This is a genomic window from Bradyrhizobium sp. UFLA01-814, assembly GCF_046718885.1.
GTDB classification, from domain to species: Bacteria; Pseudomonadota; Alphaproteobacteria; order Rhizobiales; family Xanthobacteraceae; genus Bradyrhizobium; species Bradyrhizobium elkanii.
In genome coordinates this window covers 1-21,108 of sequence record NZ_JAQOSR010000160.1, presented here as the reverse complement: position 1 = coordinate 21,108, position 21,108 = coordinate 1, and the positions used below count along the sequence as shown (strand labels likewise).

Genomic DNA, 21,108 nt, shown 5'->3' with positions numbered 1-21,108 from the left:
CATTATCGGCGACGTCGGCCTCCTGGATGGCCGGCAGGCCTGCCAGGATCTCGAGGCTGTCGCGCACATTCTTGAACTGCGCGTCGATGCGATCGGCGCCGATCTGCCCCACCTTGTCGATGAAGGTGCTCGCAGCCATCTGGGTGATCGACGAGACCCGCCTGAAGCTGAGATAGACCAGCGTCAGTCCGACCACCAGCACCGCGGCGATGACCACCGTGATGATCGAGGTGCGGAAGCCGATACGAACCGGCCCCCGGCCGGTCTCGCGCGCATCACTCATCGAACTCGTCGTTCGCCTCCGCTAATATTTGCGCACGATCGGCTTGGTCGGTGTCGCAGCCGGCGCGGCCGGCGAGAGCTGGAACGTCACCCACGCCGTCCATCCCTCCGGCCGGTTCTCGGCGGCGAAATCCTTGTAGCCTCGGACGTTCAGATAGCCCTGATAGCCGTCGGCCACCGGAAAGATGAATCCGACCTGCGGGCCGATGCCGGCAACGCGTCCCTTGAAATCGCCGAGCTTGGCGCCGGCACCGCTGTCTCCGGTGAGCTGCTGGAAATAGTAGCCGGCGACACCGACATGCACATTCTTGGCGACGAACTTCGAGAGTCCCCAGTCGACGTGGAAGTCGATGCCGTTCTGGTACTGCAGATCCTTGTTCATTCCATTGTAGGTGACGCCCGCCAGCACCGAGAACTCCTGGCCGGATTCAGGATTGAGATAGGTATAGGCACCGCCGACGTCGATCGCGGTGAATCCGAAGCTGAGATTGGCGAGGCGACTGCTGTCATAGGTCCCGCTCGGGATGTTGCCGAAGATGTAGAACATCTCGTTGTTGACACCCTGATTCCATTTCAGGGTACCCTGGTAGAAGACATCGGAGACCGTGTTGCGGTTGTCGGTTGCGACGCCCGAGACCGTATTGCCCCGCGGCCCCGTCAGCGTGGCGTCTACGCCGACGCCGATATTTCCCGGCGCGGTAAGGAAGGTTACGGCCGCCTGGCCCCCGAGGACCGACTGAGCCCAGGTATAGGTGAACCCTTCGATGAGAACGTCCGCATGCGCGTTGAGGCCGGCGACGACGGACCCCGGCACGCGGTTGCCGATGACAAAATTCTTTCCCGCGTTGGCGCTTGTGTCGAGATGAATGTAGATCGTCTCATACGCCCAGCCGGGCACCGCCGGTGCTGCGGTCAGGCTGGCGAACGCGCCGGGCAGCCAGAAGCTCAATCCACCGGCGTCGGCCAAGGCTGTGCGCGGCATCGTCGACAGCGCGATTGCGCCAACGATGCCGAGAACGGCGCGCTTGTGATTCTTGACTGTCTTCATCCCGAGCTCCCCATTTCGTTCAAGACATCATAGCGGATTCGCGGGCGCTTCAGTTCACCGCCTGCGCCTCCGGGAATTTCCACTTCCCGTTCAGGATCTCCGGCCGCGGCCGGTAGAGCCGCACCATGTAATTCCAGTCCGCCATGGTTGGCAGGCAATTGGCAATCTTCCCATCGCAGCCTCCGAACTGCACCGTCACTGCGCCGTCGGCATTCCGCTTCGCGGTGATGCTGTTGAGCGAGTAAGCGTCATAGGGATTGGCCTGGAAATAGCCTTCCTTGTTGTAGAGGCTGATCGACCAGAAGCCGTCGACCGGCACGTCCTTGACGTCGAGCCGATAGATCGCCGTGCCGTCGTTCTTCGCGGGCGTGACGTTGAGATAGAGCGCATCCTTTTCGGGATTACCACCCCACGCCGACGCCGCCCCGATCAGCCGCCGCACCGGATCAACCTTGCCCCGCGCGCCGAACATCCCCTTGGTGTCGGGCAGCGTCGACGCCAGCGCAAGCAGCGCCTCGCGAACCTTCTTCTGGCCGGCCGGATCGAAGTTCGGCACCTCGAATTTGCCGGCACTCCTCTGGCTGACCCTGATCGCATCCTGCAGCGCGTGGACCTGTTCGACATCCTTCGGATTGTTCGGATCAACCAGGATGCGCACCGCCATCACCACATAGCGGGTGCCGATCTTGTCCTTGCTGAACGTGTACCGGCCGGACCGGTAGATGACCTCAGGCGTGTACTGGTCCTCGTCGATGACCTGCATCGACATGAAGCGCTTGCCGGCGTCCGGCAGCGTGATCGTCACCGGCCCTGCATCGAGATCGAACACCGCGCCGGAATAGAGCGTGTCCCTGTTGGTCCGGATCACCGTCTGCTTGTCGATCGGCAAGGCTTCGCGGTTGTGCTCGAACTTGCCGAAGCCGTCCTTCTTCACCACCCCGCCGAAGTAGAGGTCGGTTTCGGCGCGGACGAAGTTATCGGCGGTCACCGGGACCGTATCGGTCGTGGCGGCTACCGCCCCGACGGTCGGCGACGCCGGCCCCGTCCCTGCCGCGACGCGCTCGATGTCCGGCAGCACCCAGCTCTTGTCGAACAGCGGCTTCTGCGGGCCATAGAGGCGGAACAGGACCTCGAACTCTCCGCCGGCGCGCGTCGGTATCCAGTTCGTTTCCTTACCCGCGGGAGCTGCCGGGCCGAAATAGACATCGACCGAGCCATCGGCGTTCTTCTGCAGTTCGGGATTCTGCGACGACCGGCTGAAACGCGGCATATCCCGGATGAAGGCATGCGTCGCACGGTCGTAGGCGGTCGCGGACCAATATTGCGCGACCGGTGCGTTTGCCGGCACGGTCAAGCGATACTGGCTCGCGCCGGAAAGGGCATTGCCCGTCTTGTCGGCGATCGTCATCAGATAGAATTGTCCCGCGCCCAACCGCTTGATGCCGACAAAGCCGTAGGAATAGGTCAGCCCCCGCGCATCGACCGGATAACTGTCGCGCCTGGCGTAGGAATCCGACTGGCCCTGGATGACCTCAGGCGCCGCCGGAACGCCCCAGCGGTGGCCTTCATTGTAGGGCGCGAAAGCCGTGGTGTATTTGTACTCGAGCCAGGCATGAGCATCACGCGCCCCGGCTTCGAGGCGGTTGCGCATCGCGGCATCGGGGTTGAATGGCTTGCCCTTTTCGATGCCGATCGAACGCAGCTGATCGATCATGGCCCTGTCGCGCTCAAGCCAGGGTTCGGACTGAACGATGCGGTTGAGGGCCCCGAAGAAACGGATATCGTAGGGGATCGTGGAATCGAACACGACGTCGACCGCATCCACGAACGTCGTCTCCGGAGGGTTGTCGGCGCGCGAGAGCGGGTAGAGCTTGATTTGGCGGCCGTAAGCCACAGCCTTGGCGACGTCGGCGTCACTGCCGCTTTTGGGCGTGGAGCGCAGCAGCGCGTAGCCGGAGGACGTATCGGATCGCAGGGGAATATAGCCGTCGGGAGGCGTCTGCGAATAGCCAGGCGGCAGAATCAGGTACTTGCCGCCCTTCCCCTTGTCGGCACCGGATGGTCCGGCATCTTCCAGCGCGACCTGCCAGACCGTGTCGATGTTGCCGGTGATCGACTCCTCCCCGGCCGGCGGAACCTCCAGCACCATTGGACCGGCCTGAGCGGTGTTGAAGAACGCCATCAGATAGACCGCGTCGGGATTCGGCGTCAGCGTCTGGTTCTTCCAGCTCGGCAGCCGCGACCAGTAGACGATCTGGTTGTCCTTCAGGCCGACCCTGGTCTTCGCCTGCTGCAGCATCAGGTCGGTATTGACGGCGGGCATGCCCCAGACGACGGCTTCGAACGCGCGCCGCTGCACGACGTCGCCTGCAAGCCCCGCAGCGGATGCAGCAGGCTCCGCCGCCCTCACGGGCGTGGTTGCAATCGTCCCGGATAGCAGCGCGATCGAGAACAGGATCATGGTCCGCTGCGCAATCATCTCTACCTCTTTCGAAATGCACTAATGGCCGATGCGACCGTCAAAGCCTGGACAAGTTGTTTCATCGCACTCAGCTCGCCGCCTGCGCCTTCGGGAATTTCCACTTCCCGTTCAGGATCTCCGGGCGCGGCCGATAGAGCCGGACCGTGTAATTCCAGCCCTTCATGACCGGCAGGCAGTTCGGGATCTTGCCATCGCAACCGCCGAACTGGATTGCGATCGAACCATCGGCGGATTTCTTTGCCGTGATGTTGTTCAGCGTATACGCGTCGTAGGGATTCTTCTCGAAATATCCCTTCGCGTCGTACACGCTGATCGACCAGAATGCGTCGACCGGCACGTCCCTGACGGTCAGCTTGTAGACCGTCGTGCCGTCGTTCCGGGCCGGCGTGATGCTGAGATAGGACGCGTCCTTGTCGGGATTGCCGCCCCAGCCGGCGGCGGTGCCGATCAAATGCCTCACCGGATCGACCTGGCCCTTGGCTCCGAACGCGTGGGCGAAGCCGCCGGTATGATCGTTCAACACCAGAAGCGCGTCACGGATACTCTTCTGGCTGGCCTGGTCCCAGTTCGGCACCTCGAACTTGCCGGGACCCTTCTGGCTGACCTTGATGGCGTCTTGCAGCGCATGAACCTGAGCCACGTCCTTTGGATCATTGGGATCGACCAGCGTCCGCAACGCGAGCAGAATATAACGCGTGCCGGCCTTCGCCCTGTCGTAGGTGAAACTGCCCGCGCGATATTCGACATTGCCGACCACATAGTGATCCTCGTTGACCGCCATCAACGAACGAAAGCGCTTGCCGGCACCCGGCAGCGTGAGGGTCACCGGCCCGGCGTCGAGGTCGAACACGCCGGAGGAGTAAAGCGTATCGCGATTCGCCCGGATCACCACCTGCTTGTCGATCGACATCGGCTCGCGGTGATGGAAGAGCTTGCCGGTCCCGCCGGTATCCTTGACGTTGTTGCCGAAGTAGAGATCGGATTCGGCACGGGCGAAATTGTCGACCGTGACCGGCACAGCACCGCCGGCAGGCGACTGCGCCTGAGCGTTCGTGATCACTGCGAAAGTTACCAAGCCAAAAGCAATTTCTCTGATCGTCATCTGTCAGTCCCCTACGAAATCTGCTGCATCGGCGGCGCCTTCCATTGGCCGGAGAGCGCCGCGGGCTTCGGCCAATACAGGCGCATTGCCGCGAAGAACGGTCCCTTCGGGGCCGGCAGCCAGTTGGCTTCCTTGTCCTGGCCCGGCGGCTCGTTCTGGATATAGAGCGTGATCCCGCCGTCGGCATCGCGCTTCAGGTTCGACAACATCGGCGAATTGATCAAATAGCGGTTGAGCGAGTTGGCATAGAGCAGGCTCGCCGGCAGCTGGTACATCGTGAGCGACCAGAACGCGTTGACCGGCGGCAGCTGACCCGGCGCAAAGCGCATCGTGTAGCGATTGGCACCGTCGAGCTTCCGCTTGGCAGCATCGACGAAGTAAGCGGGATACATTGCCTCTTGCTTCGAATTTCCATAGATCCCAAGCACCGCCGCCGACATCCGCTGCATGTAGTCGTTCTTCAGATACTCCCGCGTCCCGAACCCGTCTGCGCTCGATGATTTCCCGGTATCGATCTTCGTCTCCTTGAACTCGGCAAAAGCCTTCCAGGCATCGGCCATACCGTCCTGCAAGGCCTTGCGTGTCTCCGGCGACAGCGAATTGGCATCAAACGGTTTCCCCGCGCCGATCCCGACCCTGGCAAAGCGCGCCATCAGCGCCCTCTCGCTCGGATGGGTCGGGCAGAACTGGAGGAGGAAGTTGAGGATGCCGAAGAATTCGAGCGAGTTGCGCTCCTGCTCGGCAGTGATCGGCTTGACGAATGCGACCTCGGGCGCAGCCGCGGGCGCCGGCTTGCCGAGAAACTGCGACAACCTCTCGACCTTGTAGCCGGCCTGAATCTTCTTCACATTTTCGATGTCGCCGGGGTTGAAGAGCTGGGTGCGATAAAGCACGAAGGCAAACTGGGTCTCGCAGCGAATGACCTTCCTGATCCCCTTCGGCTTTTGGCCCTTCCAGGTCGGCCCCGCCAGCAGGTAGCTCCCTGCGCCATTGCCGGTGGCGCGGCTGCCGACATAGGCGAAGTCGAACGTGTACATGTCGATGAATTGCAGCGAATAGTAGCGGCCCTTCTCGACGGCCGGCACCGTGAACACGATGGGCTCGGCACGCAGGTCCGCACCGACATAGGAATACGGCGTGTCCGAATTGGGGGTCTGGATCGCCTTGTCGTCGGGCGTGTAGACCCGCGCGTTGTTGAAGATCGTGTTCCACGGCGCCTTGTATTCGGCACCGCCACGATCGACGAAGTAGGAGTATTGCACCCGATAGCTGTCGACGAGCGGGAAGCCGTAGATGTAGGCATCCTTGGCGATTGCCCGCGCATCATCCGCCGACACGGATTGAGCCCAGCCACGTGATGGCGTCAGCAACCCGCTGGTCAGGAGCGCGGCAGCGCCGAGCAGCGTCTGCCGCCGGCTCACGGTCCCTCGCCCGCCGCGCCGCGGTGATGCTTCGTCTTCAGCAGATGATCTCCTCATCTATCTCGTGCCCCTTCGCTCAAAACGGATTGACATAATTGATGATCGCAACTTGCCGCAGCAGCACGCGACGGACGACATGCGTCGGCTTCAGATGCTCCGTATAGATTGCCGCCGTCCCGGCGCTGCCCGCAGGCAACCGATTAGCGAAGGCAGCATCGTCGAGCTTCACACGCACGACGAAAGGTGCCGCCTCGATCGCTTTCGGCGCCACGGCGGTGCCGGAGGTCTGGGTCTGGCCTGTCGCAATCGCCTGCAGCACGCTTTCGACCTTGCCGGAATAGATCTGCCCGGGCGCGAACTTGAAGGTGACCTCGACCTCCTGCCCCGGCGCGACGTAGCGGGCATCGATCTGGTTGATCTCGACGCCGATGATCGTGTTCGAGGTATCGATGAACGCCATTACCGGCGACAGCGACAGATTGGTTACCCGCGCGCCCTTGCGTAGCGCTAGGTTGGTGACGTAGCCGTCGGCCGGCGCCTTCACCACCGTCTTGTCCAAATTCCACTGCGCCGCCTCGAGCTGGCCGCTGAGCTGATCGACTTCCGACTGCCGCTGCTCGACGTCGAAGCCACGCCCCGCGTCGCGCTCGTACAGCGTCGTCATCTGCGCAAGCCGCGTCTTCGACAGCTTGAGCTGCGCCGTGATCGCCTTGACCTGCGCATCGTAGGGCGTCGGATCGATCTTGAACAGGACGTCACCCGCCTTCAGCGCGGTGTTGGCGACGACGGGCACCTCGGTCACCTCGCCCGCGACGTCGGGCACGATCGACACCGCATTACGCACCACCAGCGCCGAACCCTGCGGCGCGCCCCAGTTCATCGGGACCAGGAGACCGAACAGCACCAGGACCAGCACGATGAACGGCGACAGCTTCCAGAACAGGTTGAAGCGCACGATCTTGAAATGCACCAGCAGGAACAGCAGCACCAGATAGGTGTTGATGATCGCGACGCCCATCACACCGCTCCACTCTTGCGTTGGGGCACGTCGACATAGGCCCAGATCAGCGCGATCGGCCACAGCGCGAAGCCGAACAGCAGCGTGACCCAGCCGGCCACCGTCACGGCCTGCGCGTAGGGATGGTTGCGCGACTTCGCGATATGCCCGGGCAGCCAGCCGGCGATGCACAATACCCCGATCGCGCTGGCCAGCAGGATGACCAGCACGATCCAGGCAAAGATGTCGTAGCCGCTCATGGCTTCGTCTCCTTCGCACCGCCGGTTGTGGTTAAGGACGGGAAGATTTCCTTCCAGTCCTGCTTCATGTCGACCACGGTCCAGCCGCCTGCGGCGGCCGCGTCGAGCGCCTTGTCGAGCTCGCCGATCTTGGATTGACGGTCGTAGGCGTATTCGCGAACCTCGTCGGTGTGGTGCACGATGCCGGCGAAGCGCGCGCCCGATCCCGCCAAGGTCCATCGCAGCATCTGCAGGTCGCCGTCGGAGTTGCCGAACGCGAAGATCGGCCGGCGGCCGATGAAGCGGTTGATACCGACCGGCTTGCCCGGACCGTCATCGATGAACTCGACCTTGGCCTCCTTCATCAGGACCGGCTTGCCGTCGGGGCCGATCTGGAATTTGACCACGCCGGACGAGCCGACCACCTGCTCCGGCGGGATGCCGTAAACCTTCTCCATCCACGGCCGCATGAACTCGACCCCGCCGCCGGAAACGACGAAGGTCTTGAAGCCGCTGGCCCTGAGATCGGCCAGCAGCTCCAGCATCGGCTGGTAGACCAGGCTGTCATACGGCCGGTTGAAGCGCGGATGCCTGGCGGTCGCGAGCCATTCGCGGACGGACTGCGCGAACGCATCCGTGGTGATGCCGGCATGCGTCGCCGCCACGATCTGCAAGAGGCCCTTCTCGCCGCTCGCGGCCAGCGCCTTGGTGTCCTTTTCGAGAAGCGCCTTGAACGGTTGCCGCGTCTTCCAGTCCGGGTGCTCCGGCGCCATCGCCTTGACGCGGTCGAACGCAAAGGCGAGCTGAAAATAGAACGGCTGCTCGGTCCACAGCGTGCCGTCATTGTCGAACGTCGCGATCCGCTGGGCGGGCGGCACGAAGTCGCGCCCGCCCAGCGTCGTGACGCGCGCGACGAAATCGACAATCGCCGATTTCGCCGCGCCTTCTTTCCAGGATGGCAAGGGATCCGCCGGCTGCGCCACCGCAACGGAGATGGCTACAAGCCACGCAAGCAGCACAGCGGCAAGCCGAACCATCATCGCACTTTCCCTATTTCCGTCCGTTGCTCTTCCTGCATCACTGCGGCTTCAAGCGTTCGATGTCGCTCAGTCGCTTCAGGGCGGCCTGCTGCCGGAGCAAGCCATAGTTGATGCCGGCCGCGTTGAGCGAGCTGCCTTCCTGATAAGGGAACTGGTCAAAATCGGCGAAGAATTCCTTGACCTTTCCCTGCACAGGCACGATCAGCCACATGTTCTGGGCGAGGAATTTTATCGCCTCGCCGCCCTCCTCCAGTCCGCGCTCGTAGGGATCCATGCGCAGATTGGTGATCAGCGACCACGCCGTGACCTCGCGTGTGCCGGTTGCGATGTTTCCCTTCGACGAGGCAAAGCTCAGCTTCCAGTCGTTCCACCGGATCGCGTTGAGATTGCCGCCCTGGTCGAAGTAGTAGATCGAGTCGCGCGGCGGCTCCTTTGCGTCTCCCTTGAAGAACGGCATGAAGTTGTAGCCGTCGAGATGAACCTTGAAGGTCTTGCCGCCCGCGCCGGCAAATCCGGTCTTCATCTTCTCCTTGACGTCATTCATCCCCGCCGCGGCGCAAAGCGTCGGGAACCAGTCGATCAGCGAGATGATCTCGTTGTACTCGGTGCCGGGCTTCACCACGCCCGGCCATCGCACCATCATCGGAATGCGCATGCCGCCTTCCCAGGTCGTGCCCTTCTCGCCGTGGAATGGGGTCATCGCGCCGTCGGGCCACAGCGCGATCTCCGCGCCATTGTCCGTGGTGTAGAGGACGATCGTATTGTCGGCGATGCCGAGATCGTCGAGTTGCTTGAGCAATTCGCCGACCATTCCGTCATGCTCCACCATACCGTCCGCATGGATACCCTTGCCGGTCTTGCCGAGAGACGCCTGCTTCAGATGCGTGAAGACGTGCATGCGCGTCGAGTTGAACCAGACGAAGAACGGCTTGTCCGCCTTGGCCTGACGGCCGATGAAATCCTTGGCAGCGCCGAGAAATTCTTCGTCCACGGTGGGCATGCGCGCGGTGTTCAGCGGACCCGTGTCCTCGATCTTTCCATCCGCGGACGATTTGATCACGCCGCGCGGGCCGAACTGCTTACGGAAATTCGGATCCTTCGGATAGAAATAGCCTTCCGGCTCCTCCTCGGCGTTGAGATGATAAAGGTTGCCGAAGAACTCGTCGAAGCCGTGCTTGGTCGGCAGATGCTCATCGCGGTCGCCGAGGTGGTTCTTGCCGAACTGGCCGGTGGCATAGCCCTGGGTCTTCATGGCGTCGGCGATGGTCGGCATCCAGTCCTGGATGCCGTGGGGATCGCCCGGCATGCCGATGGTGAGAAGGCCGGTGCGAAACGGCTCCTGACCGAGGATGAAGGAGGCGCGGCCGGCGGTGCAGCTTTGCTGACCGTAGGCGTCGGTGAAGATGGCGCCCTCGCGCGCGATCCGGTCGATATTGGGCGTACGATATCCCATCATGCCCATGGTGTAGGCGCTGATCTGCGGGATGCCGATGTCGTCGCCGAAGATGACGAGGATGTTTGGCTTGCGGCCACCGGCCGGCGCCGCGGCGGGCGCGGCCTTCTGGGCCTGCGCGAGAGCCTGCGACGTCAGCGCCGCAGTGGCGGCAAGCGATGACGTGCCGAGCAGCACGGCCCGGCGATCGATGGTCGAGGCACCGCAATCGGAATTGGCGCCGGCGTCATGTTTCTTCGTCTCACTCTTCATTCGACACTCCTTAGTTACTCAAGGGTTGCTCGCTCTGGTGACTACGAATCATGCGTTCTGCTCGATCAGTCTCAATGTGCTTCGTTCATCTGGCGGGCTTTGGTCGACCAAAGGACGTGGTGGAGGAAGGCCCGACCGGATTCAGGTTCTGAAGTAAGCGCGTGTCTTCGCGGCGTCTCGCGCGCCGACGCAAGTTGCGCCGGGCGCCACCGACCTGGCGCAGCAGCCGGCGCGGTGACCAGCGCGCCGCGCCGGGCGACGGTGCGAACAGCTCGCGCTCGACGGCGCCGATCTCGTCATCGAGCGCGGCATCATGGGCGACGGCCTTGAACGCCTCGACCGTGTGCTGCGGCGCGACCGGCTCGAACCGCTGCAGCCAGTCGAGCAGCGCGAAGTAAACCGCCTTGGCGTCGCCATGGCGCACGGCGTGCCGCAGCTCCCTGAAGGCGAACGCTTCCGAGCGCAGATAGGCCTCGCGATGCCGGCGAAGACGCGCCGCGATCGCGCGTATCGTCCGCGGCATCAGCCAGCCGAGCCCGGCTAGCGCCAGCAACACGACTACGGCCGACTTCCAGCGATCGGCGATGACATCGCGCAGCGCGCCCCATGACCAACGTGCGCTGGACGTGCCGATTGACGAGGCAGCGCCGGCTGCCGGGTTCGTCTCCACGCGCAGCGTCACCGGGTCGAGATGCGCCACATCGATGCTTTGCGCGTCGATGTTCCACCAGCGCAGGTCGATCGGCGGCAGCACATAGTCGCCGGCCTTCTCGAGCATGTAGACGCCGCTGTCGACACGCGCCGAGGACAGCACATCGGTGCGCCCGTCGGTCTTGTCCTGGAGCGACGGCTGCGCAGGGTAGAGCTTGAGTCCCTCGAACGCGGCGAATTTCACCGGCGGCAGCAGCATCGCCGGAATGCCTTCGGCCTTGATGGTCACGGTCCGCGTCACGGCATCCCCGGTCTTGAGCTGATCCGACGAACGGTTGACGGTCTGCTCGATCGACAGATTGCGCGCGGCCAGGAACGGCTGCAGGGCGGAGGCCGCCTCCGGGATGAAGGCCTCAAATGCGATCGGCGGCAGCGCGAGCGTGGCCTCGCGCGTCGCCGGCGGCTCGGCGGCGTATTTGATGGTGATCGTCTGACCGGCGATCGCGTAGCTGCCCGGCTCCTGCGGATGGATGGCAAATTCGAACCGGACGCCGGCATAGCTGACGCCGTCCCGCTGCTCGTTCTCGTTGACGCTCCGCAACTGGCGGGTCACGGCGTTGCGGACCTGGAAGTCGGGCAGCTCGGGGGGCGCCGTCATGTAATTCGGCGCCAGCACGTCGATCCGCAGCGTGGCCGCCTGCCCCACCAGGACGCGCGGCGGATCGATCGTCACCCGCAGGATCGGCTCCGGCGCGTTTTGCTGGGCCCGCGCCGCGCAGGGTATGAGCAATCCGAGCATCAGGGCTACGGCGGCGAGCAGGTGCCTCATGGCTTCGCCCCCGCCGGCCGCGTCGCGTCCTGGATCGCGAATTTCAGCTTGAGGAAGTCAGCCGGCGTGGTCTGGACCTGACGCATCCAGGCTTCGGCGGCGCCGGCCGTGGTGAGATCCGTCGGCTTCACCTCGATCCGCTTGCCGCCCTTCTGGGTCGGGTCGACCCGCATCTCGTCGGCCTTCTCGTCCGGCGGCGCGCTGTCGTCCTGCTCCTGCTTCTTTCGCTTCTCCTCCTTCGCCTTCAGCGCCGCCACCACGATGGCACGGTTGGTCGTCGCGGCGACATGGCCGGGCGCGATCTTCAGGACTTCGTCATAGGCGGCGATCGCCTTCTCATAGGCGTGGTTCTGCGCCTGGGCGTTGCCCAGCGCGAAGCGTCCCTCGAGCGTATCGACATGGGCGAATTCCTGCGCGGCCGTCAGGAAGTCGAACGCCCGATAGGCGGCGATACCGCGCCACATCGGATCGGAGAAGCGCTTGGCCGCGGTCGCATAGTCGCCGCGATCGAAGGCGATGCGTCCTTGCTGATCCGGCGTCAGCCACAGGTCGGCAAAACGGCGCGGCTCCTCCGCCCTCGCGGACGACACGTGCGACAGACAGGCGAAGACGACAACCCAGGCCACCGTCGTGCCGCGCCGGAACCAGAGCAGGCTGAGCAGTGCAATCGGCAGCAGCAGCCAAAAGCCCTCATCGCGCCATTGCGTACCGAACGCGTCACCTTGCGCGGCCTGATAGCGGGTTTCGATCCGGCGCTCGAGCGCCGCGATGTCGGCGTCGTCGATGCTGACCTGGACGACGTCCGAACCGAGTGCGAACCTTTCGCCCTTGTTCGGCGTGACGCTCAGCTTGACCAGGCCGTTCCGTCCGGCAGACTGACGAGCCGCGGCTTCCTCCTCACCGGGATCGTCGGCGACGAGCAGGATCGTGCCGGGCACCGTTTCGGTCGCGAGCGCCTCCGCGGCGAGCGCCGCCGCCGCGACCGCGTTCTTCCCGGCCGACGGCATCAGGCCCGGGCCAAGCGCGGCGAGGAAGGGTTCGATGACGGCGCGATCGTCGGTCAGCGGCATCACCAGATGCGCGGTGCCCGCGTAGGCGATCAGCCCCGTGCGCGCGCCGGCGCGCGCCGCAAGCAGATCCCTGATCTTCTGCTTGGCGCGTTCGAGCCGCGTCGGCGCGACGTCGCTCTGCCCCATCGTTGCATCGAGCGACAGCGCGATCATCAGCGGCGCCTTGTCCTCGACGAAGGCCGGCAGCTCGCGCCGCCAGGTCGGACCCGACAACGCGACGATGCCGAGCGACATCGCGGCGGCGACCAGATAGAGCGGGCTGACGCCGCGTCCCGCACCCGGTTGCACGATGAGATGGTTGAGCAGATGCGGCGCGATCACCCCGCCCCATTGCGCCTGCGGGCTCTGCCGCCACCGCACCCACGCGAAGACGGCAGCGACAGGAATCAGCGCCAGCAGCCACAGCGGCCGCAGCAGATGGAACGGGATCGCGGCCGCGTCATGCATGGCCGAGCGCTCTCCTTCGTCCCAGCCCGCTTTCCAGCGAAAGGCCGAGCCACAGCAGCAGCGACAGCACCACGGCGGCGCCGAGCGGCCACTGGAACAGCGGCTGCTTCGGCCGCCATGACAGCGTATCGAGCTTGGCCGGCGCGAGACGGTCGATGTCCGCGTAGATCGCCTGCAGCTGCGCACCGTCCTCGGCCCGGTAGAAATGGCCGCCCGTCGTGGCGGCGACCGACCGCAGGACGCCGAGATCGACGCGGTTCTCGCCGGTCGCGGCCGGATCACCGACGCCGATCGTGTCGATCACGACGCCGTTCTGGCGTGCGATGTCTGCGGCATGCTCCGGAGGGACGCGGCTTGCCGTATCGTTGCCATCGGTGAGCAGGACGAGAAGCTTCTCGCGCGCCTTGCTTGCCTCGAAGGTCTTGATCGCAAGCCCGATGGTGTCGCCGATCGCGGTCTGCTGTCCGGCCATGCCGACCTCGGTCTGCGCCAGCAGCGCGGTCGCGGTCTGCAGATCCTGCGTGAACGGCACTTGCACATAGGGCCTGGTGCCGAACAGCACCAGCGCGACGCGGTCGCCGTGCCGGTGCGCGATGAAATTTGTGACCACGCGCTTGACGCCGTCGAGCCGCGTCAGCATCGCGCCATCGCTGCCGCGGAAATCGCGCTGCTCCATCGAGCCGGAGATGTCGATCGCGAGCATCAGATCGCGCGCCGAAACCTCGCGGGTGACGGGATCGCCGACCCATTGCGGCCGCGCCAGCGCCGCGACGACCAGCGCCCAGATCAACGCCGCCGTCACCATCTGGATGCGCCGCCGCTGCAAAACGACGGCGCCGCGCTGCGGGGTCTGTCCGGTTGCCGCCGCAAGGCGGTCGAAGAACGGCACCATCACGGAGGCCTGCCGCGCGCGATACGGCGGCAACAGCCACCACGCCAGGATCGGCAGCGGCAGCAGTGCGAGCATCCAGGGCCATGCGAACTCAAACATGGTGTCCCCTGATCCAGCGCCGCACCAGATCCTGCAGCGCCGTTAGATCGCCGGCATCCGCCGTCGTCCGCCCGTACGGCGCGGTCGCGAGCAGCCGTCCGGCGCCTTGCGAGAATTCATCCCCGCCATAGCTGCGGTCGAGGAACGCAAGCCAGCCCGCGCCGGCAAGCGGCGCGATGGTTTCGCGCGGAAACGCATCGAGCGCAGTCTGCCGCACCAGCAGCGCGAGGCTCGCGGCCATTCCCTCCGGGACGCCGCCTTGTGTCTGCAGCAACCAGTCAAGCTCCGCGAGCGCCGCACGCCGATAGCGGTTGGCGCGGAAACGCCGCAGCAGGCGCCACGCCGCAACGGCGACCCCCGCGGCAACCAGCACGATCACGATCCGCGACGCCCATGTCGCCGGAAGCAGGCTCACCGACGGCGGCAGCGGGATATCGATCAGGCCCGCGACGGGATCCGCAATGCCGGGTTGGGTGTCAGCCAAGAGCCGCCTCCGCCCTGGTGTGACTGCCACCGCGTCCGTGCCGGGCCGGCAGCCCGCCCAAGAGACGCCGGAGTTGCGGCGCCGTTTCCTCGGCCGTGCTCAGCGGCAGCACCGGAATGCCGAGCTCGCGCGTCCACGCGAATACGCCGCGCAGCCGCTCCTGCGACGCCTGCGCGATACTTTTGCGGACACTCTCGCGGCCGACTTCGAGCTGAATCTGCAGCTCGCCATCGGTGACGGTCATCCAGCTCGAGGCCGACAAATCGCTTTGCAAGGGATCGTGGACCAGCACCGCGACCACGTTGTTATGCCGGGCGATCGCCCCGATCATCCGGCGCGTCGCGGTATCGGCGCCATCGAAATCGCTGATCAGGATCACGGTGGCGTCGTGCATCGTCCGCCGCTCGGCATGTTCGAGCGCCCGGTTGAGCATGCCTGACGCCGGAACGATGCCGCGGCCGACGCCGAGCGCCTGGTTCTGCGCGACGATGGTGGACAATATCTGCAACACCGTCGCCCGGCTGCGCCGCGCCGCCAGCTCGACCACATCGCTGTCATTGAACACGATCGCGCCGATCCGGTCGCCGACGCCGAGCACACGCCAGGCGCCGATCGCGGCGGTCTCGGCCGCGGTGACCGACTTCATGGCGCGCCGGCTGCCAAAGAACATCGACAGCCGCTGATCGACCACGAGCAGGGCCTGGCGGTCGCGCTCCTCGTTGAAGACGCGCACATGCGGCTTCTGCAGCCGCGCGGTGACCTTCCAGTCGATCTCGCGGACATCGTCGCCCGGGCGATAGTCCCTGATCTCCTCGAAGTTCAGCCCGCGGCCGCGCATGCGCGAGGCGAACCGGCCCGACAGCAGACTATGCACCGGCTGGCGCGGCAGGAACGAAACCCTGCGATCCCTGAATTCGAGCGCGATCAGATCGTCGAGACTGACGTAGACACCGGGCGTTCTGGCTGATGTCTCCGTCATCACGGCCCTCACGCTGCAGCGACAAGCTCGGTGATCTTGTCGATCACCTGGTCGGGGCTGATGCCCTGCGATACGGCCTCGTAGCTCAGGATCAGCCGGTGCCGCAGGCAGTCGTGGATGACGGCCCGTATGTGGTCGGGCGTGACGAAGTCCTGCCCGTCGAGCCATGCGCGCGCCCGCGCGCAGCGGTCGATGGCAAGGCTGCCGCGCGGGCTGGCGCCGATCTGGATCCACTTGCTCAGGGGTTCGCCATAGCGGCCGGGAAACCGCGTCGCATAGATCAGGTCGACGATGTATTTCTGTGCGAGGTCGGAGACGAAAATGCCGTCGAGCTCGCCGCGCGCATCGAGGATCGCCTGCTGCGGCACCGCCGGCGGCTCGGCGGCTCCTGCTTCCGGCTTCCGCACATTCTCGGCGCGGTTGAGCTTGATGATCTCGCCTTCCGTCGCCTCGTCGGGATAGGTGATCACGACATGCATCAGGAAGCGGTCGAGCTGCGCCTCGGGAAGCGGATAGGTGCCTTCCTGCTCGATCGGATTCTCGGTCGCGAGCACCATGAACAGGTCAGGCATCTTGTAGGTCTTGCCGGCAACGGTGACCTGACGTTCCTCCATCGCTTCCAGCAGCGCCGACTGCACCTTGGCCGGCGCGCGGTTGATCTCGTCCGCCAGCACGAGGTTGGCGAAGATCGGCCCCTTCTGGAACTGAAACTGGCCGCCCTTCTCGGTCTGCAGGTAGATTTCCGCACCGGTCACGTCCGACGGCAGCAGGTCCGGCGTGAACTGCACGCGCGACAGGTCCGCGGCAAGGTTCTTCGCCAGCGTCTTCACCGCCCGCGTCTTGGCAAGCCCCGGCAGGCTTTCGATCAGGAGATTGCCGTTCGCCAGCAACCCGATCAGCATGCTCTCGACCAGGTGATCCTGCCCGAGCACCGACTTGCCGATGCGTGCCTTGAGATCGAGCACGGCATCGCGGGCCGCGGAGCTCTTTGCGCCTTCCTGCTCCGTCGCGGCTTTCAACTGACTCGATCGAAGATCCGACATGTGGCCTGACCCTGAAAAGGATCCGGCCGCCGGCAAGCGGCGGCCGGATCCGCGCGTTGCCCGCGCTATTTTGCGCCTGGTTGCTTGTCCAGCGTCTTCATCAGGGCATCGACCATCTGGTCGATGCTGAAGCTCGCCGACCGCTGGCTCGGCGGATACTCCTTGAAGGTCTGCAGGAACGGAGCGACCCGCCAGACGCCGTATTGAATGAGATAGGCGTTCTTGGCCAACCAGTCGTAGTACTGGTCGGAGACCACATCGGCGCGTTCGAAGGGGTCCATGCGCAGGTTGAATACTTTCGGCGCGCGCAGGCAGGTGAACGGATTCGCCCAGACGATGAATCCGCCGGGCTCACGCTGTTCGCAGAACACGAGCTTCCAGTCGTTGTAGCGGTACGCGACGACCTGGCCGTCGTCGTTGAAGTAGTAGAAATCGTTACGCGCGGACTTCGGCTGTTGGCCGGTCAGATACGGCAGCTGGTTGTAGCCGTCGAGGTGCACCTTGAACGACTTGCCGCCGAGATCAGCGCCCTTGAGCAGCCGGTCCTTGACGTCGGTATCGCCTGCGGCGGCCAGCAGCGTCGGGAACCAGTCGAGCCCCGACATCATTTCATTGGAAACTTCACCGGCCTTGATGTGACCGGGCCAACGGACCATCGCAGGCACGCGAAATGCACCTTCCCAGTTGGTGTCCTTCTCACTGCGGAAGGGAGTTGTCGCTGCGTCCGGCCAGGACCACTGGTTGGGGCCGTTGTCGGTCGTGTAGACGACGATGGTGTTGTTGGCGATCCCGAGATCGTCCAGTGCCTTCAGGAGCTTTCCGACATCGCCGTCGTGCTCGATCATGCCGTCGGCATACTCGTTGCCGGGCATGCCGCTCTGCCCTTGCATGGACTGGCGGACATGGGTGTACACATGCATGCGCGTGGTGTTCATCCAAGTGAAGAACGGCTTGTTCGCCTTCGCCTGACGTTGCATGAAATCGATGGCTGCCGCCGTGGTCTCGTCGTCGACGGTCTCCATCCGCTTCCGGTTCAGCGGGCCCGTATCTTCGATCTTTCCGTCGGCGGACGCCTTCAACACGCCGCGCGGTGTGTTGCTCTTCGTGAATGCGGTGTCGTTCTTCGGGTAATACGGCCGCTCCGGCTCCTCCTCGGCATTGAGGTGATAGAGATTGCCGAAGAACTCGTCGAAGCCGTGCTTGGTCGGCAGATATTCGTCGCGGTCGCCGAGATGGTTCTTGCCGAACTGACCGGTCGCGTAACCGAGCGGCTTCAGCGCCTGTGCGATGGTGACGTCGCGATCCTGCAGGCCGACGGTCGCGCCGGGAATGCCGACCTTGCAGAGGCCGGTGCGCAGGCAAGCCTGCCCGGTGATGAAGGTGGATCGGCCGGCGGTGCAGCTGTTCTCGGCGTAATAGTCCGTGAACATCATCCCTTCATTGGCGATGCGATCGATGTTCGGCGTCTTGTAGCCCACCACGCCGCGCGTATAGGCGCTGATGTTGGACTGGCCGATGTCGTCGCCGAAGATGACGAGGATGTTCGGCTTCGCCGTGCCCGGCTGCTGCGCGAGCGCGGGCGACCTGCCCAATGGCGACAGGCTTGTCGCGACCAACGCTGCCGCGAACAAGGTGCGAAGTAACGTACCACGGCCATTACCATTGAGTTTGGCCGCCCCATTGTTCTTCAATTCGGCTTCATCACTCATTCGTCGCTCCCTACTCTTTAAGCTGGCTGAGACGTTCGAGGCCGCACCACGCAGCGGAAGCCGACGTGACTGGTGGACGTGTCGACCGGTTCGGCATGCCGCGCGGCGGGGCGATAGCGGCGGCAATAGTTCGGGGCACAGAGATGCGAGCCGCCCTTCAGCACCTTCCGCGGGATCTTGATCGCGGGCTGGGCGGGGTCGTAGCTCGCTTCCTCGCGGCCGCCGCGCGGATTCTGCGGGATGCAGCAGGGCTTCGCGGCGTCGGCCTCATGACGGGTGGACCACCAGTCGGCGGTCCACTCCCAGACATTGCCGATCATGTCCTGGACGCCATAGCCATTCGGCGGAAACGCGGTCACCGGCGAGGTCCGGTCGAAGCCGTCCTCGCAGAGGTTCTGAATAGGGAAATTGCCCTGCCATGTGTTGGCCATGTGCTTGCCGCCGGGCGTCAGGGCGTTGCCCCAGGCGAACTCCTCGGCCTCCAGCCCGCCACGCGCCGCGAACTCCCACTCGGCTTCGGTCGGAAGCTCCTTGCCGGCCCATTTGGCGTAGGCGAGCGCATCGGCATAGGCGACGTGGACGACCGGATGGCTGCCGAGCACGTTGATGTTGCTGCGCGGGCCGTAGGGGCGGCGCCAGTTCGCGCCCTTCATCAAGGTCCACCATTGGCTCCAGTCGCGCAGGGTGGTGACCCGGCGCGGCGGCTGAAACACCAGCGAGCCGGCGTAGAGCATATGCGGCAGCGCACCCGGATATTGCGCAGGGTCCGGCGGTCGCTCGGCGACCGTGATGTGCCCGGTCTCCCGCACGAATTCGCGGAATTGAGCGTTGGTCACGGGCGTGCGGTCGATCCAGAAGCCGTCGACTGACGCGCGATGCGCCGGCGCCTCCTCGGGATAGTGATGGTCGGAGCCCATGCGGAACGTGCCCCCGGGAATCCAGACCATGTCGTCGGTCTGGACGCGGTCGTCACGCTCTGATTCAGCGGAGGCGATCTCTACCCGGGACATGGCGATGCACCTCTTTGCGCATTACCGTGAGCAGTAGTCCCAGAAGCCCTGTGTTCGCGACGGGTCGGTGTAGTACCAGCACATGCCCGCTGCCGGCGGCGGTCCAGCCCAGGCGGCTGCGCTCGCCGCGCTGACGAAACCGATCGCCGCGCCGGCCGCGACCGCGCCCCCGATCGGCCAGCCGTACCAGCCAGGCCGCGCCCAACCTCCCGGCCGCGGTCCGGGCCCGACCCAGCGCGTGCCACCGCCGTGCCAGCCGGGCCGAACTCCCGGGCGCACCACCGTCCGGCTACGATAAGCGACCGCACCGCCGCGCGGTCCGACCGCAACGCCACCGCGGCGCGCGACAGCACGCACCTGCACAACGTTACCGCTGCCTTCTTGCTGTTTGATGATCGGCAATGAGGCGGAAGCGCCGATGCTGACCGCCGACGCCGGGCCGGCTTGCGCGATGATCGCGGTTGCTCCAACGAGCGCCAGACGGAAAATCCTGTTGAAGATCGGAGCCTTATGATCTCGGTGGCCGAACGTCGTGCATGATTGCGTCGTGCCTGAGTGCATTGTCGCGCCCTTCCATTTTTCTATGCTGCACGTTTCGGCAGCGTTGATCCGTCAGGCCTTCTTCCCTTTCTCCTCCGTTGCTAATCCATGTGCACACTTGCGTGCACAGGGTTCTCGATCGCGACTCCCGTTCCACTGGACGTTGTCACGAGCGAATTCTGCTGTCAGTTCAAACGATAGCGGAACGCACTATACAAGTGATGTGCACTTTGTGCCAATCTCAACCCCGAGGCGTGCAGGCTTAACGAAAGATGCTCCAATTCGATCAATCCGATGTGGTCGGCATTGTTGCTTTCTCGAAAAAACAAGCGAAAATCCGCACGTATGCAAATCCACACCACGATCTCGCCATGCGAATCGAACCAATCTAGGCACATTGTCGTGGCCGCACTTTTTGTACCGACTTCAAGCATTTGGTTTTAGTAGATTAATCGCGCTGCAGTTGTGAACGTGGATATGGGCCAGCACCTGACGGTTAGCACCGGCGAGCTTGACGGCTTCGAGGGTCTCCACGATGCCGTCAAAGGCTCGCATGTCGAAGTCATGCAGCTTGAGCGCGGCAAGCTGCGCGGCACATTGTCTCACGTCGGGATCGGTGACTTTTCGCTCAGCATCGGCGCGTTCAATGTCGGGGTCCGCACCCAGCGCATCTCGACCGATCCCAAGCTGATCATCGGAATGCTGCTGAACGCGACCGACCGTGTCACGCATTGGGCGTTCGACATGCAGCCGGCCGATGTGCTGGTGATTCCTCCGTCGGTCGAGCATGACGGGGTCTTTCACAGCGCTTCATCCTACGCGGCCATCCGCTTCGACCTGGCTGAGCTGCCCGACATATTCGGCGGCGAGCCGCGGCTCGCCGACGCCGAAACCTGGCAAGCGAAGAACCACTTTCGCGCCGACCCCATGATCGGCATGGGCGCCGCGGACAAACTACCGCAGATCGTCGCGCATCTCGCGCGCTATCCTGACGCCTTGTCGGACACGTCGGCCAGCTTCTGGAAGCGCGCGATCATCG

The 21,108-nt window shown here is 64.5% G+C and carries 18 protein-coding genes and 2 pseudogenes; 1 reads left to right on the top strand and 19 read right to left on the bottom strand.

Annotation, left to right across the window (positions count from 1 at the left end; all coding sequences use genetic code 11):
- The 19 genes and pseudogenes from PMN64_RS34350 to PMN64_RS34260 form a co-directional block, all read right to left on the bottom strand.
- Positions 1-283: pseudogene (locus PMN64_RS34350) on the bottom strand (adenylate/guanylate cyclase domain-containing protein); the annotation flags it as partial.
- A gap of 21 nt (positions 284-304) precedes the next feature.
- Positions 305-1,330: a transporter gene (locus PMN64_RS34345; protein WP_304496675.1), complete on the bottom strand. Its 1,026-nt coding sequence runs from the start codon at positions 1,328-1,330 to the stop codon at positions 305-307.
- Between the two features lie 49 nt (positions 1,331-1,379).
- Positions 1,380-3,809: a DUF1214 domain-containing protein gene (locus PMN64_RS34340; protein WP_411783907.1), complete on the bottom strand. Its 2,430-nt coding sequence runs from the start codon at positions 3,807-3,809 to the stop codon at positions 1,380-1,382.
- Between the two features lie 70 nt (positions 3,810-3,879).
- Positions 3,880-4,914 (bottom strand): DUF1214 domain-containing protein, encoded by a 1,035-nt coding sequence (locus tag PMN64_RS34335; RefSeq protein ID WP_411783906.1) that lies wholly within the window; start codon positions 4,912-4,914, stop codon positions 3,880-3,882.
- A gap of 11 nt (positions 4,915-4,925) precedes the next feature.
- Positions 4,926-6,392 carry a DUF1254 domain-containing protein gene (locus PMN64_RS34330; protein ID WP_411783905.1) on the bottom strand — a complete coding sequence of 489 codons (1,467 nt, stop codon included), beginning with the start codon at positions 6,390-6,392 and terminating at the stop codon, positions 4,926-4,928.
- Positions 6,393-6,411: 19 nt separating this feature from the next.
- The gene (locus PMN64_RS34325; protein WP_411783904.1) at positions 6,412-7,353 is read right to left on the bottom strand and encodes an HlyD family secretion protein; all 942 of its coding nucleotides are present in this window, start codon (positions 7,351-7,353) and stop codon (positions 6,412-6,414) included.
- Positions 7,353-7,592: a DUF3302 domain-containing protein gene (locus PMN64_RS34320; RefSeq protein WP_411783903.1), complete on the bottom strand. Its 240-nt coding sequence runs from the start codon at positions 7,590-7,592 to the stop codon at positions 7,353-7,355. The genes PMN64_RS34325 and PMN64_RS34320 overlap by 1 nt, the downstream gene beginning before the upstream one ends.
- Positions 7,589-8,611 carry an HAD family hydrolase gene (locus PMN64_RS34315; RefSeq protein ID WP_411783902.1) on the bottom strand — a complete coding sequence of 341 codons (1,023 nt, stop codon included), beginning with the start codon at positions 8,609-8,611 and terminating at the stop codon, positions 7,589-7,591. The genes PMN64_RS34320 and PMN64_RS34315 overlap by 4 nt, the downstream gene beginning before the upstream one ends.
- 37 nt (positions 8,612-8,648) lie before the next feature.
- Positions 8,649-10,316: an arylsulfatase gene (locus PMN64_RS34310; RefSeq protein ID WP_411783901.1), complete on the bottom strand. Its 1,668-nt coding sequence runs from the start codon at positions 10,314-10,316 to the stop codon at positions 8,649-8,651.
- A gap of 85 nt (positions 10,317-10,401) precedes the next feature.
- The gene (locus tag PMN64_RS34305; protein WP_411783900.1) at positions 10,402-11,796 is read right to left on the bottom strand and encodes a BatD family protein; all 1,395 of its coding nucleotides are present in this window, start codon (positions 11,794-11,796) and stop codon (positions 10,402-10,404) included.
- Positions 11,793-13,313, bottom strand: coding sequence for a VWA domain-containing protein (locus PMN64_RS34300; protein WP_411783899.1), 1,521 nt, complete (start codon positions 13,311-13,313; stop codon positions 11,793-11,795). Before PMN64_RS34300 ends, PMN64_RS34305 begins: the two co-directional genes overlap by 4 nt.
- Positions 13,306-14,304 (bottom strand): VWA domain-containing protein, encoded by a 999-nt coding sequence (locus PMN64_RS34295; protein ID WP_411783898.1) that lies wholly within the window; start codon positions 14,302-14,304, stop codon positions 13,306-13,308. The genes PMN64_RS34300 and PMN64_RS34295 overlap by 8 nt, the downstream gene beginning before the upstream one ends.
- Positions 14,297-14,788, bottom strand: a complete 492-nt coding sequence (locus PMN64_RS34290; RefSeq protein ID WP_411783897.1) for a DUF4381 domain-containing protein — start codon at positions 14,786-14,788, stop codon at positions 14,297-14,299. Before PMN64_RS34290 ends, PMN64_RS34295 begins: the two co-directional genes overlap by 8 nt.
- Complete coding sequence (locus PMN64_RS34285; protein ID WP_411783896.1) at positions 14,781-15,767, bottom strand: DUF58 domain-containing protein; 987 nt, start codon at positions 15,765-15,767, stop codon at positions 14,781-14,783. Before PMN64_RS34285 ends, PMN64_RS34290 begins: the two co-directional genes overlap by 8 nt.
- Positions 15,768-15,775: 8 nt before the next feature.
- Positions 15,776-16,786: an AAA family ATPase gene (locus PMN64_RS34280; protein WP_411783895.1), complete on the bottom strand. Its 1,011-nt coding sequence runs from the start codon at positions 16,784-16,786 to the stop codon at positions 15,776-15,778.
- Between the two features lie 89 nt (positions 16,787-16,875).
- Positions 16,876-18,519 carry an arylsulfatase gene (locus PMN64_RS34275; protein WP_411783894.1) on the bottom strand — a complete coding sequence of 548 codons (1,644 nt, stop codon included), beginning with the start codon at positions 18,517-18,519 and terminating at the stop codon, positions 16,876-16,878.
- 17 nt (positions 18,520-18,536) lie between these two features.
- Positions 18,537-19,529: a formylglycine-generating enzyme family protein gene (locus tag PMN64_RS34270; RefSeq protein WP_411783893.1), complete on the bottom strand. Its 993-nt coding sequence runs from the start codon at positions 19,527-19,529 to the stop codon at positions 18,537-18,539.
- Positions 19,530-19,550: 21 nt separating this feature from the next.
- On the bottom strand, positions 19,551-20,090 hold the full coding sequence (locus tag PMN64_RS34265; RefSeq protein ID WP_028341223.1) for a hypothetical protein: 540 nt from the start codon (positions 20,088-20,090) through the stop codon (positions 19,551-19,553).
- A gap of 405 nt (positions 20,091-20,495) precedes the next feature.
- A complete protein-coding gene (locus PMN64_RS34260; RefSeq protein ID WP_411783892.1) occupies positions 20,496-20,801 on the bottom strand; it encodes a hypothetical protein in 306 nt (101 codons plus the stop codon).
- 12 nt (positions 20,802-20,813) lie between these two features.
- Here PMN64_RS34260 and PMN64_RS34255 point away from each other — a divergent pair.
- A pseudogene (locus tag PMN64_RS34255) lies at positions 20,814-21,108 on the top strand (AraC family transcriptional regulator); the annotation flags it as partial.